Annotated in this window: 13 protein-coding genes; 11 read left to right on the forward strand and 2 right to left on the reverse strand. The window is 66.1% G+C overall.

Features of this window, described 5'->3' with window-relative positions; genetic code table 11:
- The first annotated feature begins 96 nt into the window (after positions 1-96).
- The 3 genes from AB0N24_RS24550 (at position 97) to AB0N24_RS24560 (ending at position 4,105) form a co-directional block, all read left to right on the forward strand.
- The gene (locus AB0N24_RS24550; RefSeq protein WP_364130312.1) at positions 97-1,527 is read left to right on the forward strand and encodes a gamma-aminobutyraldehyde dehydrogenase; all 1,431 of its coding nucleotides are present in this window, start codon (positions 97-99) and stop codon (positions 1,525-1,527) included.
- A gap of 53 nt (positions 1,528-1,580) precedes the next feature.
- Positions 1,581-2,936, forward strand: coding sequence for a 4-aminobutyrate--2-oxoglutarate transaminase (gabT, locus tag AB0N24_RS24555; protein ID WP_364130315.1), 1,356 nt, complete (start codon positions 1,581-1,583; stop codon positions 2,934-2,936).
- A 305-nt stretch (positions 2,937-3,241) separates the two neighbouring features.
- Positions 3,242-4,105, forward strand: coding sequence for a universal stress protein (locus AB0N24_RS24560; protein ID WP_364130318.1), 864 nt, complete (start codon positions 3,242-3,244; stop codon positions 4,103-4,105).
- Positions 4,106-4,137: 32 nt separating this feature from the next.
- On the opposite strand, the gene rarD is transcribed toward AB0N24_RS24560, so the two are convergent.
- Positions 4,138-5,142: an EamA family transporter RarD gene (gene rarD / locus AB0N24_RS24565; protein ID WP_364130320.1), complete on the reverse strand. Its 1,005-nt coding sequence runs from the start codon at positions 5,140-5,142 to the stop codon at positions 4,138-4,140.
- A 165-nt stretch (positions 5,143-5,307) separates the two neighbouring features.
- Here rarD and AB0N24_RS24570 point away from each other — a divergent pair, with 165 nt between their 5' ends.
- The 8 genes from AB0N24_RS24570 (at position 5,308) to AB0N24_RS24605 (ending at position 15,011) form a co-directional block, all read left to right on the forward strand.
- Entirely contained in the window at positions 5,308-6,318 is a 1,011-nt protein-coding gene (locus tag AB0N24_RS24570; RefSeq protein ID WP_364130323.1) for a DNA topoisomerase IB, read from the forward strand.
- 66 nt (positions 6,319-6,384) lie between these two features.
- Positions 6,385-7,839: an FAD-dependent oxidoreductase gene (locus AB0N24_RS24575; protein ID WP_364130326.1), complete on the forward strand. Its 1,455-nt coding sequence runs from the start codon at positions 6,385-6,387 to the stop codon at positions 7,837-7,839.
- Positions 7,840-7,949: 110 nt separating this feature from the next.
- Entirely contained in the window at positions 7,950-9,356 is a 1,407-nt protein-coding gene (locus AB0N24_RS24580) for a GAF domain-containing protein (protein WP_364130329.1), read from the forward strand.
- 116 nt (positions 9,357-9,472) lie between these two features.
- Positions 9,473-10,996: an aldehyde dehydrogenase family protein gene (locus AB0N24_RS24585; protein WP_364130331.1), complete on the forward strand. Its 1,524-nt coding sequence runs from the start codon at positions 9,473-9,475 to the stop codon at positions 10,994-10,996.
- Between the two features lie 128 nt (positions 10,997-11,124).
- A complete protein-coding gene (gene adhP, locus AB0N24_RS24590; RefSeq protein ID WP_364130334.1) occupies positions 11,125-12,147 on the forward strand; it encodes an alcohol dehydrogenase AdhP in 1,023 nt (340 codons plus the stop codon).
- Entirely contained in the window at positions 12,147-12,554 is a 408-nt protein-coding gene (locus AB0N24_RS24595) for a DUF779 domain-containing protein (RefSeq protein WP_364130337.1), read from the forward strand. Before adhP ends, AB0N24_RS24595 begins: the two co-directional genes overlap by 1 nt.
- A gap of 209 nt (positions 12,555-12,763) precedes the next feature.
- Positions 12,764-14,338 (forward strand): amino acid permease, encoded by a 1,575-nt coding sequence (locus AB0N24_RS24600; protein WP_364130340.1) that lies wholly within the window; start codon positions 12,764-12,766, stop codon positions 14,336-14,338.
- 67 nt (positions 14,339-14,405) lie between these two features.
- On the forward strand, positions 14,406-15,011 hold the full coding sequence (locus AB0N24_RS24605) for a TetR/AcrR family transcriptional regulator (RefSeq protein WP_364130342.1): 606 nt from the start codon (positions 14,406-14,408) through the stop codon (positions 15,009-15,011).
- Between the two features lie 67 nt (positions 15,012-15,078).
- Here the strand turns inward: AB0N24_RS24605 and AB0N24_RS24610 are convergent, their stop codons facing one another.
- The gene (locus tag AB0N24_RS24610; protein WP_364130345.1) at positions 15,079-15,714 is read right to left on the reverse strand and encodes a DUF2461 domain-containing protein; all 636 of its coding nucleotides are present in this window, start codon (positions 15,712-15,714) and stop codon (positions 15,079-15,081) included.
- Between the last annotated feature and the right edge of the window lie 227 nt (positions 15,715-15,941).

Here is a 15,941-nt window from a genome sequence, read left to right on the forward strand (position 1 = left end):
CTGTGTACGGGCACTGGCATAGGCTCGTGAGCAGTCGCAACACTGCGCCGGTTGCAGGACCGGCCGCAGAAACCAGCATGAAAGAGGTTGTACACCGTGGTCCAAACCTTGCAGAACTTCATCAACGGCGAGTTCGTCACGCCCGCCGGCACTGGACTGCTGGACATCGTGAATCCCACGAACGGTGAAGTGGTGGCGAAGTCGCCCATCTCCGTCCAGGCCGACGTCGACGCCGCCATGACGGCCGCCAACGAGGCGTTCAAGACCTGGAAGCACGTCACGCCGGGCCAGCGCCAGCTGATGCTCCTCAAGCTTGCCGACGCCGTTGAAGCCAACAGCGACGAACTCGTTGAAGCCCAGCACCGCAACACCGGCCAGGTCCGCAGCCTGATCGCCTCCGAGGAAGTTGCCGCCGGCGCCGACCAGCTCCGCTTCTTCGCCGGTGCGGCCCGCATCCTCGAGGGCAAGTCCGCCGGCGAGTACTTCGAAGGCCACACCTCCTACGTGCGCCGCGAACCCATCGGCGTCGTGGCCCAGGTTGCCCCCTGGAACTACCCGTTCCTGATGGCCATCTGGAAGATCGGCCCCGCGCTCGCGGCAGGCAACACCGTGGTCCTCAAGCCATCGGACACCACCCCGGAGTCCACCCTGGTGCTGGCGAAGCTGGCCAAGGACATCTTCCCGGCCGGCGTCCTCAACGTTGTCCTGGGAACAGGTGAAACCGGCGCCATGATGGTGGACCACAAGGTCCCCGGCCTCGTCTCCATCACCGGTTCGGTCCGGGCCGGCATCGCGGTTGCCTCCGGCGCCGCGAAGGGCCTCAAGCGCGCCCACCTGGAGCTCGGCGGCAAGGCTCCGGCCATCGTGTTCAAGGACGCGGACATCAAGAAGAGCGCGGCGGCCATCGCCGAGTTCGCCTTCTTCAACGCCGGCCAGGACTGCACGGCCATCACCCGCGTGCTGGTTGAGGACTCGGTCCACGACGACGTCGTGGCAGCCATGGTGGAACACACCAAGACCCTGCACACCGGCTCGCAGAACGACGAAGACAACTACTTCGGCCCGCTCAACAACGTCAACCACTTCAACGCTGTGAACTCCGTGGTGGAGCACCTGCCCGAGAACTGCACAATCGTGACCGGCGGCCACCGCGCCGGCGACAAGGGCTTCTTCTTCGAACCCACCATCATCACGGGCGCCAAGCAGACCGATGACGTCGTCCAGAAGGAAACCTTCGGGCCGGTCATCACGGTCCAGAAGTTCACCACCGAGGCCGAGGCAGTGGAGCTGGCCAACGACGTCGAGTACGCCCTCGCGTCCAGCGTCTGGACCACCGACCACGGCACGGCCATGCGCGTCAGCCGCGACCTGGACTTCGGCGCGGTGTGGATCAACACCCACATCCTGCTGACCGCCGAGATGCCCCACGGCGGCTTCAAGCAGTCCGGTTACGGCAAGGACCTCTCCATGTACGGCGTCGAGGACTACACGCGCATCAAGCACGTGATGTCTGCACTCGACGCATAATCCAACTTCCTGACCTTTACGCCTCATCCCCAGCTTTCAAGAAAGGCTTCTCCATGACCGCCACCGCCCATGACATCACCTACCGTCTCGAGCAGAAGCGCCGCGTTCAGGCGGACTTCCCGGGACCCAAGTCCGTTGCGCTGACCGAACGCCGCAAGGCTGTCGTGGCAGCCGGCGTCGCCTCCAGCGTCCCCGTCTTTGTTGCGGACGCCGACGGCGGCATCATCCACGACGTCGACGGCAACTCCTTCATTGACCTCGGCTCCGGCATCGCCGTGACCAGCGTCGGTGCATCCGATCCCGCCGTCGTGGGCGCCGTGAAAGAAGCCGTGGAGCACTTCACCCACACCTGCTTCATGGTCACCCCGTACGAGGGCTACGTGGCTGTCGCCGAGCAGCTGAACCGCCTCACCCCGGGCGACCACGAAAAGCGCACGGTGCTGTTCAACTCCGGTGCCGAAGCCGTGGAAAACGCCGTCAAGGTGGCCCGCCTGGCCACCGGCCGTGACGCCGTCGTCGCCTTTGACCACGCTTACCATGGCCGCACCAACCTGACCATGGCGCTGACCGCAAAGGCCATGCCGTACAAGACCAACTTCGGCCCATTCGCGCCCGAGGTCTACCGCATGCCCATGAGCTACCCGTTCCGCGAGGAAAACCCCTCGATCACGGGTGCCGAGGCCGCCAAGCGCGCCATCACCATGATCGAAAAGCAGATCGGCGGCGAATCCGTTGCCGCGATCATCATCGAGCCGATCCAGGGCGAGGGCGGCTTCATCGTCCCGGCCGACGGCTTCCTGCCGGCACTCGCCGCCTGGGCCAAGGAAAAGGGCATTGTCTTCATCGCCGACGAGGTCCAGTCCGGCTTCTGCCGCACCGGTGAATGGTTCGCCGTGAACCACGAAGGTGTTGTCCCGGACATCATCACCATGGCCAAGGGCATCGCCGGCGGCATGCCCCTGTCCGCGATCACCGGCCGTGCGGACCTGCTCGACGCCGTCCACCCGGGCGGACTGGGCGGCACCTACGGCGGCAACCCGGTTGCCTGCGCCGCGGCACTCGCGTCCATCGGCTCCATGGAGCAGTACGACCTCAACGCCCGCGCCAAGCACATCGAGGAACTGGCCACCGGCCGCCTCCGCGAACTGGCCTCCGAGGTATCGGTTATCGGCGACATCCGCGGACGCGGCGCCATGCTGGCGATCGAACTGGTGCAGGCCGGATCCAAGGAACCGAACCCGGAACTGACCAAGGCCGTTGCCGCCGCCTGCCTCAAGGAAGGCGTCATCATCCTCACCTGCGGCACCTACGGCAACGTCATCCGCCTGCTGCCGCCGCTGGTCATCGGCGACGAACTGCTGCTGGACGGCCTCGAGGTGCTGGCCGCCGCCATCAAGGCGCACGCCTAACCTAAAGACCCGGGGCCCGCACCAGGGCCCCACCCACTGGGACTCCGCCCGGATGCCTGACGCAGGCTCCCGGGAGCCAACAGAAGAGCCGCGGACCGACCGTCCGCGGCTCTTCTGTGTATGCGCTGCTTTGGCTGTAGCCGGGCCTCCGTTTCGGGCGCCCGTTTCGGGCCAAATGTCACCCCTGATGTGGGCCCTTGTGGGCTAGAGTCAGCACTACCACTGCAGGAACGCAGACCGGCCGACGTTGCCCGGGAACCCCGAGCGCGGCTGGATTCTGCCCCAGACCCAAAAGGGGTTCACCCATGCGATACGTAGTTGGCTACACACCAAACGAACGCGGCGCCGACGCCGTAGCCCTAGCGTCCGCGATGGCGCGGGCGCAGGGCGCCCAGCTGGACCTCGTCTATGTGGTGAAAAAGGGCGTCCCGCATGCGGCGCAGGATGCCGACAGCGGCCATGTCGGCGCCGGCGAGCAGGCGGTGCTGGACGCACAGCGTGAAGGGCTGGCACTGGTTCCCGAGGACGTCAGCGTGGAGTTCCACGTGCGCCACGCCGAGTCGTTCGCTGCTGGGCTGATCGAGGCCGCCGTCGAGTACCAAGCGGGACTGATCGTGGTGGGTGCGGCGAGCAGCGGCCTGTTCAAGCGCCACACGGTGGGCAGTGTGGCCAACGCCCTCCTGCACGCCTCCCCGGTTCCGGTGGCGCTGGCTCCCCGCGGTTACCGCCGCACGGAGGCCGTCACCCGGCTGACGCTCGCCGTAGGCCAGAGGGTGGGCGCGGAGGCAGCAATCGGTGTCGCCATCGCGGCCGCGCAACGCCGGGGTGCACCGCTGCGCATGGTCTCCCTGGTGGAGCTCGACGCGGAAGGTGACAGCGGCGAAGTGGTCAATGCGGCGCACATCCACGCCAATACCGTGCTCACCGAGGCGTCGCACCGGCTCCCGGAAGGACATAACGTGAGCGTGGAAGTGGCGCACGGGCGCACCATCGAGGAGTGCATCGACGACCTCGAATGGGACGACGGCGAGATCCTGATCGTGGGTTCGTCGCGCCTGGCCGAGAAAAACAAGCTGTTCATCGGGAGCACGGCCAACAAGGTGCTGCGTGCTCTGCCCGTGCCGATGGTGGTCATCCCGCGCGAATACGAGCGCCTCGACAGCCCCTAAGCGACCCCGCCCGGGCCTTCCCCGTTCGCGCTTTAGGTTCGCGCTTCCCGCAGCGCGCGCTTCCGGGCCACGGAACTCCTGCGCGATGCCGCCAGCATGTCCACGGTCAGCACCAGCAGCGCCAGCCAGACCACGCCGAAGCCGATCCAGCGGTCCAGGGTCATGGTTTCCTTGAACACCACCAGGGCCACGATGAACTGGAGCACCGGCGCGAAGTACTGCAGCAGGCCGATGGTGGTCATGGGCAGGCGGCGGGCCGAGGCGCCGAAGAACACCAGCGGCACTGCGGTGATGACGCCGGACGCGACCAGGAGCCAGAAGTGGCCGGCTCCTTGAGTGCCGAGGGTGGCGGCCCCGCTGACGCCAAGGAAGATCATCGTGGCGGCCGCGAGGGGAGCCAGTACCACCGTCTCCACGGACAGGCTGGTGATGGCGTCGGCCTTGGGCCCGATCCGCTTCTTCACGAAGCCGTAGAGTCCGAAGCTGACCGCCAGGGTCAGGGCGATCCAAGGCAGCTTGCCGTAGGAAATCGTCAGCACCACCACCGCAACAAAGCCGATCCCGACGGCGGCCCACTGGAGCGGACGCAGCGTTTCCTTCAGCACGAACACGCCCAGCAGCACGGAGACGAGCGGGTTGATGAAGTAGCCCAGGGACGCCTCCACGGCCTGGCCGGTGGTGACGCCGTACGTGTAGGTCAGCCAGTTCACCGCGATCAAAGCCGCGGCGATGGACAGGGTGCCAAGGACGGTCCGGTTCCGGAACGCCGCGCCGAACACCCGCCAGGAGCGGGTGACCGTGATCAGCAGCGTGCAGAACAGGAGCGACCACACCACCCGGTTGGCGACGATTTCCACCGCGCCGGCGGGCTGCAGCGCGAAGAAGTACAGGGGCAGCAGCCCCCACAGCCCGTACGCGCCGATTCCGAACAGGACACCCGCCGTCGTGTCCTTGTCCACTGCCTTAAGGGCGACGCCGGGGCGGGGCGGCTGTCCGCCGGAAGCTGCGTTGGCCGCTGAGGTACCTGGAGTGGTCATGGCTGGGGCTGCGGTTCCGTCGGGTGTAGGCACACGATCAATAACACCACCCCCGCGGGCGGTATTCCGCCGACACGGCAGCGAATCGCCCGGAGCCATGCTGCAGGGCCTTGCGGTGATCAGTATGCTTACTAATATGAACAAGCATCCTGACCCCGCCGGGCCATGAGGCTCCGCCACAGCAACGCCTCGGGAAGGGGCTACCGGCGCCTGGCCGCAGGCACCGGCTTCACGTACCGTGACCTGGACGGTTCCACGCTGCCCCCGGGGCCGGTCCGGGAAAGGCTGGAGAGCATCGGCATCCCGCCGGCCTGGACCGACGTGTGGATTGCGCCCTACGACAACGGGCACATCCAGGCCACAGGACTCGATGCCATGGGCCGCCGGCAGTACATCTACCACCCGGCCTGGCGGGAAAAGAAGGACCGGCTCAAATTCGACCGGGTCCTCCAGCTCGCCGAATCCCTGCCGACCGCGCGGAGGCTGGTCACCGTGGACCTGCGCAGCGACGGGATCTCCCGCGAACGCGTCCTGGCGGCTGCCTTCAGGATGCTGGACACGGGTTCGCTGCGGGTCGGGTCCGAGCGGTACACCAACGAGAACGGCAGCCATGGGCTGGCCACCCTGCTGTGCGCCCACGCGAAATTGAGGCAGGAGAGCCTCCGGCTCAGTTTTCCCGCCAAGAGCGGCAAAACCTGGGAATCCGAGATCGACGACGCCGACCTCGCCGCCCTGGTCCGGGTGCTCAAGCGCCGGGGCGGCAACGCCCGGCTCCTGGCGTACAAGAACGGGCGCAGCTGGCATCCGGTGGGCAGCCCGGAGATCAACGAATACGTCAAGGAACGGACGGGGTCGGACTTCACGGCGAAGGACTTCCGCACCCTGCACGGAACCGTGGCTGCCGCGGTTAGCCTGGCCCGGATCGGGCCCCGGAAGACAGTGGCTGAGAAAAAGAGGGCCATCAGCCTCGCGATGCAGGACGCGGCGGCGGTATTGGGAAACACCCCGTCTATCGCCCGGAAAAGCTATGTGGATCCCCGGCTCCTGGACCATTTTGCCGCGGGGGAGACCATCGACCCGCGGCGGACGGGCTCGGCTGAATCCGAATTGCGCGCGCTGTTGTACCGGGAGGGCGACGTAGTATCCCTCAACAGCTCCGCAGGGAAAGGGGGGTGACCAATTAGAATGGGGAACTGTGCGCTACGTGACGTGGCGCAGTTTCTCGTTTCAGAAGGGCTCCCGGTGTCCAACACGGCCGAAACCACCCCCAAACGTCCCCTCCGCGTCGCGATTGTCGGCGCCGGACCGGCAGGCGTGTACGCCGCGGACATCCTGACCAAGTCCAACGAGGTCAAGGGCGGCGACTTCGAAGTCAGCATCGACCTGTTCGAGGCCTACCCTGCCCCCTACGGCCTGATCCGATACGGCGTGGCACCGGACCACCCGCGCATCAAAGGGATCGTGAACGCGCTGCACAAGGTCCTGGACCGCGGCGACATCCGGTTCCTCGGCAACGTGACCTACGGCCGCGACCTGAAACTCCACGACTTCCGCGCCTTCTACGACGCCGTGATCTTCTCCACCGGCGCCATCAAGGACGCTGACCTGAACGTTCCGGGCATCGAACTAGAAGGATCCTTCGGCGGGGCCGACTTCGTGTCCTGGTACGACGGCCACCCGGATGTGCCCCGCGAATGGCCGCTGGATGCCAAGGAAATCGCCGTCATCGGCAACGGCAACGTGGCCCTGGACGTGGCCCGCATGCTGGTGAAGCACGCGGACGAACTCCTCTCCACGGAAATCCCGGACAACGTTTACCGGGGCCTGAAGAACTCCCCGGTTACGGACGTTCACGTCTTCGGCCGCCGCGGCCCGGCCCAGGTGAAGTTCACCCCGCTGGAACTGCGCGAACTGAGCCACATGAAGGATGTGGACATCGTGCTGTACCCGGAGGACTTCGAGTTCGACGAAGCCTCGGATGACGCCATCCGCAGCAACAACCAGATCAAGACCATGGTGAACACGCTGACCAACTGGCTCGTCGAGGAACATGCGGAATCCGAACAGCCGTCCTCCCGACGCCTGCACCTGCACTTCCTGCACAGCCCGGTGGAGGTCTACGACGGCGCCGGCAGCACCGCGGGCACCGGAAAGGTTGCGGGCATCAAGTTTGAGCGGATGCAGCTGGACGGTACCGGGCACGTCAAGGGCACGGGGGAGTTCATTGACTATCCCGTCCAGGCCGTCTACCGCGCCATCGGCTATCACGGCTCCCCGCTGGACGAGCTGGAATACGACGCCAGGGCCGGCGTGATCCCCAACGAGGGCGGCCGGGTCCTCGACTCCGAGGGCAACCCGGTGCCCGGGATCTACGCCACGGGCTGGATCAAGCGCGGTCCGGTGGGGCTCATCGGGCACACGAAGGGCGACGCCCTGGAGACCATCGGCTGCCTGCTGGAGGACCGGCTGACACTGCCGCCGGCGCAGAACCCGGACCCGCACGCCATCATTGCCCTGCTGGAGGAGCGCGGTGTCGAGTACACCACGTGGGAGGGCTGGAACAGGCTGGACGCGCACGAAGCAGCCCTCGGTCAGGCGTGGACCGAAGCGGAGGCGGAGACCGGCGTCGTCCGCGAACGCGTCAAGGTTGTGCCGCGCGAGGAAATGATCCGGATCTCCCGCAGCGCCGAGGGCTAACCCCACGGCCAGCCCTATGGCGACTTGGCGGATGGCAATAGACTGAGCAGACCAACCCAGCACGGCATACCGTCACGCCAGGCACACCGATGTGCCGGCAAGGGAGTTCCATGAGGAAAACGAATCAGCCAGCAGTTCCGGGCACGGACCCCGCGGCACTTCTCCAGCGGCATGCCCTGGCGGGCCACGAACTGCTCGGCGTGACCGGCTTCGGCCCTGCCGGCGGCCTCGATTCCGCGAGCAGCGCCGGCCGCACCGGGAGCGTGCACCTGCCCGGGCTGCGGAGCCTGGTGGAGGAATCCTGGCAGCGTTCCGTCCAGTTCCGGGCCAATCCGGACAACCCCGAAGCACCACTGGCCCTGGACGGGGAGGAGCTGGAGGAATACCGCCGGCAGCATCCCTTGGCCACCATCATGCCCGTCATCCACAAACTCCTGGTCCTGCCCAGCCACGACAGCGGCCTGCTGGTTGCCGTGGGCGATGAGGTGGGCCGCCTCCTCTGGGTGGAGGGTGACTCCGTAACGCAGCGGCGCGCCGAAGGCATGATGTTCGTGGCCGGCGCCGACTGGTCCGAGGCCAGCGTTGGCACCAGCGCCCCCGGAACCGCCCTGGCCCTGGGCCGCAGTATCCAGATTTCCGGTGCCGAACACTACAAGCGCTCCGTCCATCCGTGGAGCTGCACCGCCGTGCCGTTCCACGACCCCGACTCCGGCGCACTGCTGGGGGTTGTGGACATCACGGGCACCGAATCCGCGGTGGCGCCGCACACGCTGTCCCTCGTGGAGGCCACCGTCGCAGCCGCCCAGGCGCAGTTGCGTGTGGAGCGGCTCCAGCTGGCGGCCGCCCGCCAGGCGGCGCCGGCACGACGGCGGACTACGTCTTCCGCTGCGAAGGCCGGTTCCGCGGTGGAAGGGAGCCTGTACCGCAATAGCCTCCAGCTCCTGGGCCGGGACCAGGCGCTGCTCAGCATCGAAGGCCGCACTGTGGCACTCTCCGCCCGGCACAGCGAGATCCTGGCACTGCTCAGCGTCCACCCCAAGGGGCTCAGCGCGGAGGAACTCTGCACGCTGCTGTATCCGGGCGACGGCTCCTCCATGACGCTCCGGCCGGAGATGGTGCGCCTGCGCAAGGTCCTGCAGCAGTTGAGCCCGGAAGCCGTCCCCGCGTCCCGCCCGTACCGGCTCCCCATGGACCTGATGCCGGACTCGAGCCAGGTGCTCAACTGCCTGCAGCGCGGGGCGCACCGCATTGCCCTGGAGATCTACCGCGGGGCGGTGCTGCCGCGTTCGGAAGCGCCGGGCATCATCGATCTCCGGGACCGTGTGTCCTCGCTGCTGCGCGAAGCGGTCCTGACGGACGGCAGCGCCGATGCACTGTTGAAGTACGCGGAACTTCCGGAAGCAAAGGACGACGTCGGCGTCCGCACCGCCGCGCTGAGGCTGCTCCCGCTGCGCTCGCCCAAGCGGGCCGCCGTCGTCGCCGATCTTGAACGGCTGGAAAACGAACTCAGCGCTTGAGGCTCTGGCGTGCCGGACGGCGCTGGCGTGAGCTGAGTCACAGGGTTGCAACCTGGTTGCAACCCCCAGGCTCCTACGGTGGAGGCATAGTAACTGCCACAGCAAAGGAGCTAGCAATGACTGTCTACGCACAGCCCGGTACCGAGGGTTCGAAGGTTACGTTCAAGGACCGCTACGAGAACTGGATCGGCGGCGAATGGGTTGCCCCGGTCAAGGGCCAGTACTTCGAGAACATCACGCCCGTCACCGGCAAGGTCTTCTGCGAAGTTGCCCGCGGCACCGCGGAAGACATCGAGCTGGCACTGGACGCAGCGCACAAGATTGCACCGTCCTGGGGCAAGACCTCCGTCGCAGAGCGCGCCGCGGTCCTCAACAAGATCGCCGACCGCATCGACGAGAACCTGGAGATGCTCGCCGTCGCCGAGTCCTGGGACAACGGCAAGCCGATCCGCGAAACCTTGAATGCGGACATTCCGCTCGCGGCGGACCACTTCCGCTACTTCGCCTCCGCCGTCCGTGCCCAGGAAGGCCGGCTCTCCCAGCTCGACGACGACACCACGGCCTACCACTTCCACGAGCCCCTTGGCGTAGTGGGCCAGATCATCCCGTGGAACTTCCCCATCCTGATGGCCGTCTGGAAGCTTGCCCCGGCCCTGGCCGCCGGCAACGCCGTGGTCCTCAAGCCCGCCGAGCAGACGCCGTCGTCCATCCTGGTCCTGATGGAACTCATCGGTGACCTGCTGCCGGCCGGTGTGCTCAACGTGGTCAACGGCTTCGGCGTCGAGGCCGGCAAGCCGCTCGCCTCCAGCCCGCGGATCCGCAAGATCGCCTTCACCGGCGAGACGTCCACCGGACGCCTGATCAGCCAGTACGCCAGCCAGAACCTGATCCCGGTCACGCTGGAACTGGGCGGTAAGAGCCCGAACATCTTCTTCAACGATGTTGCCGAGTCCGATGACGCGTTCTACGACAAGGCACAGGAGGGCTTCGCGCTCTTCGCCTTCAACCAGGGCGAAGTCTGCACCTGCCCGTCCCGCGCCCTGGTCCAGGACGGTATCTACGATTCCTTCATGGCTGACGCCGTGGCCCGCGTGGAGAAAATCATCCAGGGCAACCCGCTGGACACCGACACCCAGCTCGGCGCCCAGGCCTCCAACGACCAGCTGGAAAAGATCCTTTCCTACATCGACATTGGCAAGCAGGAAGGCGCCAAGGTCCTCACCGGCGGCGCCCGCGCCCAGCTCGAAGGCGACCTGGCCGGCGGCTACTACGTCCAGCCCACCGTCTTCGAAGGCCACAACAAGATGCGGATCTTCCAGGAGGAGATCTTCGGACCTGTCGTGTCGGTCTCCCGGTTCAGTGACTACGACGACGCGATGGAAATCGCCAACGACACCCTCTACGGGCTCGGCGCCGGCGTCTGGTCGCGCAACGGCAACGTCGCCTACCGTGCCGGCCGCGAAATCCAGGCCGGCCGTGTGTGGGTCAACAACTACCACGCCTACCCGGCCGGCGCCGCGTTCGGCGGGTACAAGTCCTCCGGCATCGGACGTGAAAACCACTCCATGATGCTGGATCACTACCAGCAGACCAAGAACCTCCTGGTCAGCTACAACGAGAACAAGCTCGGCTTCTTCTAAGCCGCCCTTAGCCCGGGCGGGGACGGATCAGCACCGATCCGTCCCCGCCTGCACCATCCTGGCCACCCCTCAGGAAGGCAGCACCACCTCCACCGCACCACCGCTTTATCTACGCAAGGATTTCGCCAATGACGACGACAATGCAAGCAGCAGTAGTAACCGAGTTCGGCAAGGATCTTCAGATCCAGACCCTCCCCATTCCCACCCCGGGCCGGGGCCAGGCGCTGGTCAAGGTCATCACCACCGGCGTCTGCCACACAGACCTCCACGCGGCCGAGGGCGACTGGCCGGTCAAGCCGACACCGCCGTTCATCCCCGGCCACGAAGGCGTAGGCGAAGTGGTTGCCTTGGGCGAGGGTGTCACCGACCTGGCCGTCGGAGACCTCGTCGGCAACGCCTGGCTGTGGTCCGCCTGCGGCGACTGCCAGTACTGCCGCACCGGCTGGGAGACGCTCTGCGAAGCGCAGCAGAACGCCGGCTACAGTGTGGACGGTTCCTTCGGGGAGTACATGCTCGTGGACACGCGCTTTGCCGCCCGCATCCCGGCCGGCTCGGACCCCGTTGAAGTCGCCCCGGTGCTTTGCGCCGGCGTCACGGTCTACAAGGGCCTGAAGATGACCGAAGCCAGGCCCGGCCAGTGGGTCACCATTTCCGGCATCGGCGGACTCGGGCACATTGCCGTCCAGTACGCCGTGGCCATGGGCCTGCGCGTGGCCGCAGTGGATATCGCGGACGACAAACTCGCCCTGGCCAAGAAGCACGGTGCGGAACTTACCGTCAACGCGCTGCACGAAGATCCCGTCGAAGTCATCCAGCGTGAAACCGGAGGTTGCCATGGAGTCCTGGTCACGGCTGTGCACCCATCAGCATTCGGACAGGCGATCGGGATGGCCCGCCGTGGCGGCACCATCGTGTTCAACGGCCTGCCGCCGGGCGACTTCCCGGCACCGATCTTCGAGATTGTGCTCAAGGGCCTGACGGTCCGCGGCTCAATCGTGGGTACCCGGCAGGACCTGGAGGAAGCCCTCGAGTTCTACGCTGAGGGCAAGATCCACCCCACCGTGTCCACCCGGGAGCTCTCCGAGGTCAACGCCGTTCTTGACGAGATGAAGCACGCCAAGATCGACGGCCGCGTCGTCATCAAGTACTGATGATGGAGGCGAGGCTTGACGCGGCAGTGACGCTGCCCGGGGAGGACATCTCCCGCGTGGCGCTCACGGCCGAGGCTGTGGAACTGCTCAGGAAGCTGTGGGGCCAGCACGGGCCCCTCATGTTCCACCAGTCCGGCGGCTGCTGCGACGGCTCCTCGCCTATGTGTTATCCGGCCGGGGAGTTCATCACCGCGGAAGCGGACGTCCTCCTGGGGCTGTTCGACATCGCCGATGGCGGGCAGCCGCAGCCCCTCGAGTTCTGGATGTCCAGGGAGCAGTTCAGCTACTGGAGCCATACCCATCTGACCGTGGACGTGGTCCTGGGCCGGGGGAGCGGCTTCTCGGTTGAATCACCCGAAGGCAAGCGGTTCCTGATCCGGTCAAAGCTCATGGAGTGGCCGGCCTGACCAGCCCGTCCTGGCAGCACGAACGAACACTTGAGGCCCCTCGTGAGAGGGGCCTCAAGTGTTCGTTCGCGCGTAAACTTGACGCCGCCATGATCTTCGGGCCGGGCATGCAGCGTCTCACTATCTGGGATAAATATGACCGTCCACTGGATGGACACTACTCTTGATAAGTCTGTTTCCAACAAGCTATCGAGATTGTGGACTTTCCTATGAACCTTTTCCGGACAAAATCCATTGAGCAGTCGATTGCCGACGCCGATGAACCCGGACGCAAACTGAAGCGTTCCCTGAGCACGTGGGACCTGATGATCATGGGTGTCGCCGTTGCTGTCGGCGCCGGGATCTTCTCCGTCGGAGCCAAGGCCGCGGCGAACTTCGCCGGCCCCGCTGTGACGCTGTCCTTCGCCATCGCCGCAGTCACCTGCGCCCTGGCCATCATGTGCTACGCCGAATTTGCCACGGCCATCCCGGTGGCCGGCTCCGCCTACGTCTTCACCTACGCCACCATGGGCGAGCTGCTGGCCTGGATCATCGGCTGGAACCTCATCCTTGAGCTGTTCACCGCCGGCGCCGTGATCGCCAAGTACTGGGGAATCTACCTCAGCAAGGTCTTCGCGCTGATGGGAGTGGACATTCCGCCCGCCATCTCGCTCGGCGGAATCGACCTCTACTGGGGCGCCTTCCTGATCGTGGCCGTATTCACCGTGCTGCTGGTGCTGGGAACGAAGCTCTCCGCCCGCGTGGGCAACATCTTCACCCTCATCAAGATCGCCGTGGTCCTGTTCGTGATCGTGGTGGGCTTCAGCTACGTGAAGTTCGAGAACTACGCACCGTTCGTTCCCGCCTCCGAGCCCACCGCCGCCTCAGGCGGTGCCGACGTGCTCAAGCAGTCCTTCTTCGGCTTCCTTACCGGAGCCGTGCCGGCACAGTACGGCACACTGGGCATCTTCGCCGGCGCCGCGCTGGTCTTCTTCGCCTTCATCGGATTCGACGTCGTGGCCACCTCGGCCGAAGAGGTCAAGAACCCGCAGAAGACCCTGCCGCGGGGCATCTTCGGCGGCCTGGCGATCGTCACTGTCCTTTACATCCTGGTGTCGCTCGCCCTGACCGGCATGGTGTCCTACACGCAGCTGGCGGAGGCCAAGAACCCCACCCTCACCACCGCCTTCGAAGCCGTGGGAAACACCGACGCTGCCAAGGTCATCGCTTTCGGCTCCCTGGTGGGCCTCACCACGGTGATCATGGTGCTGCTTATGGGACTGTCCCGGGTGGTCCTGGCCATGAGCCGCGACGGCCTGCTGCCGCGCTCGCTGTCCAAGACCAGCACTATCCGTGCGACGCCGGTCCGCCTCCAGATCATCTGCGGTGCAGGGGTTGCCGTCGTGGCAGGCCTCACCAACGTGGACCTGCTGGAGGAAATGATCAACATCGGCACGCTCTCCGCCTTCGTGATGGTCAGCCTCGGCATCCTGGTCCTGCGGAGGAAGCGCCCGGACCTGAAGCCGGCCTTCCGCGTCCCGTTCGGCAAGGTGCTCCCGGTGGTATCGGCGCTCCTGTGCCTCTACCTGATGACGAACCTCGCGGTGGAGACCTGGATCTTCTTCGCCATCTGGCTGGTCATCGGCGTGGCCATCTACTTCTCCTACGGCCAGCGCCACTCCCGGCTCAACGAGAAGTTCGCCGAAGCCAAGGCCGCCGTCAATGGTGCCCCGCAAGCAGTGCACGCAACGCAGCACAAGGACGCTGCGGACGACGAGGACGAGGACGCGCTCACCCGCAGCTGACCTCCGCTCCCGTCCGCAAGCCGCTGCGTCGGAATCCGCCCTGGCCATGACTCCATAAGATGGAGCCATGGCCAGAGCAGTTAAACCGGAGCGCAAGGCGGAGCTTTTGTCCGCCATTCAGGACTACCTGATGGACAAGACCTTGGCCGAGCTCACGTTCCGGAGCCTGGCGGACGGCCTGGGCATCAGCCCGTACGTGCTGGTCTACCACTTCGGCAACCGGGAGCAGCTGGTCAATGAGATCATCCGGTCCATCGAATCCCGGCTGGACAGCATGCGCACCACGGATGTGCGCGACATCGACCAGGAGGCCTGGCGGTCCTACCTGATGGAGTCCTGGCGCTGGACGATGGCCCAGCGGAACCGCCACCTGGCCAGGCTTGAGTTTGAGGCCACGGCACAGGACATCGTGGCGGCCTCGCCCCGCGGAACAGCCCAGGACCACTTCCGCATGCTCCACGAAAAAGCCCGCGACTGGCTGGTGGTGCAGGGCATACGCCCGGAGTTCGCGGACACCGATGCCCGCCTCTTCACGTCCACGTTCTACGGCCTCCAGTTCGATTTTGTGGTGATGAACCAGCCCGAGGAAGCGACGAAGGCCTTCGAACTGATGGTGACAGTCTTCTTCTCTAACCTTGAGCACCGCCTGGCCACGGACGGCCAGCACTTCTGACACCGTCACAAACCGCGCCCCGCAGGGCCCGCTGCCCTGGGGCGAAGCTGCCTACGGCGAAGCTGCCTTAGGGCGAAGCATGGCGGCCCAACCACTCGACGAGCGGCCGCAACTGTTCCCAGAGCCCGCCAACCTCCTCCGCGGCGCCCGGCGTGGAGAGCCAGCCGGGTTCGCCCAGCTCCCTGCCGGCGGACAGCGACTTGTATTTGAGGAGCTCCGCCCGGGGATGCTCGCGGGGGAACCCCCGCGGGACAGTCTTGAGCCGTTCACCCTCCACGGTGAATCCGGCATCGGTGAGCCGATGAACAATCTTCTCCAGGGATTCCCCGGTCCCGGTGGCATCCACCGAGTTCCGGAAGCGGGCAAGCTGGGCGGGCGAGATCGAATGGCAGCCGGCACCCACCAGGAGGCCGTCGGCACTCAGTTGCACGTAGTACCCCACGCCTTCCTGGAAGGACGCGACCGCGCCCTGGGCTGTCTTGTAGGGGGATTTGTCCTCGGAGAAACGGATGTCCCGGTTGGGCCGGAAGATCTTCGCGGGGCCAAACCTGGGCTCCAGCTCGGCCAGCAGGGTAGCCAGCGGTTCCCGGACGAGCGTCTCGTACCGGGCCTTGTGTTCCAGCCACCAGTCCCGGTTGTTGTTCTGCTCAAGGTCCGCATAGAAGCCGGAGGCACCGGCGGGAATGCCGTCGAATGTGTTCATGTAGGGAGCCTAGGGCCGCCCTGCCGCAGCAGGCCAGAGGCATCGGACCGTATGTGGAAACGCCCGGAACGCAGAATACCCCGCCGCGGATGGTCCGCGGCGGGGTGTTCGTATCAGGGGCTGTCAGGCGCGGGTTTAGGGCGCTGTAGCGAGGGAGCGGTTCAGAGCTTGTTGGCTGCTTCTGCGTCTGATGCGGTCTGGCCTGCGCCGAGGTTGGCGCGCAGCTT

It is taken from the genome of Arthrobacter sp. NPDC093128 (assembly GCF_040683875.1).
GTDB lineage: Bacteria > Actinomycetota > Actinomycetes > Actinomycetales > Micrococcaceae > Arthrobacter.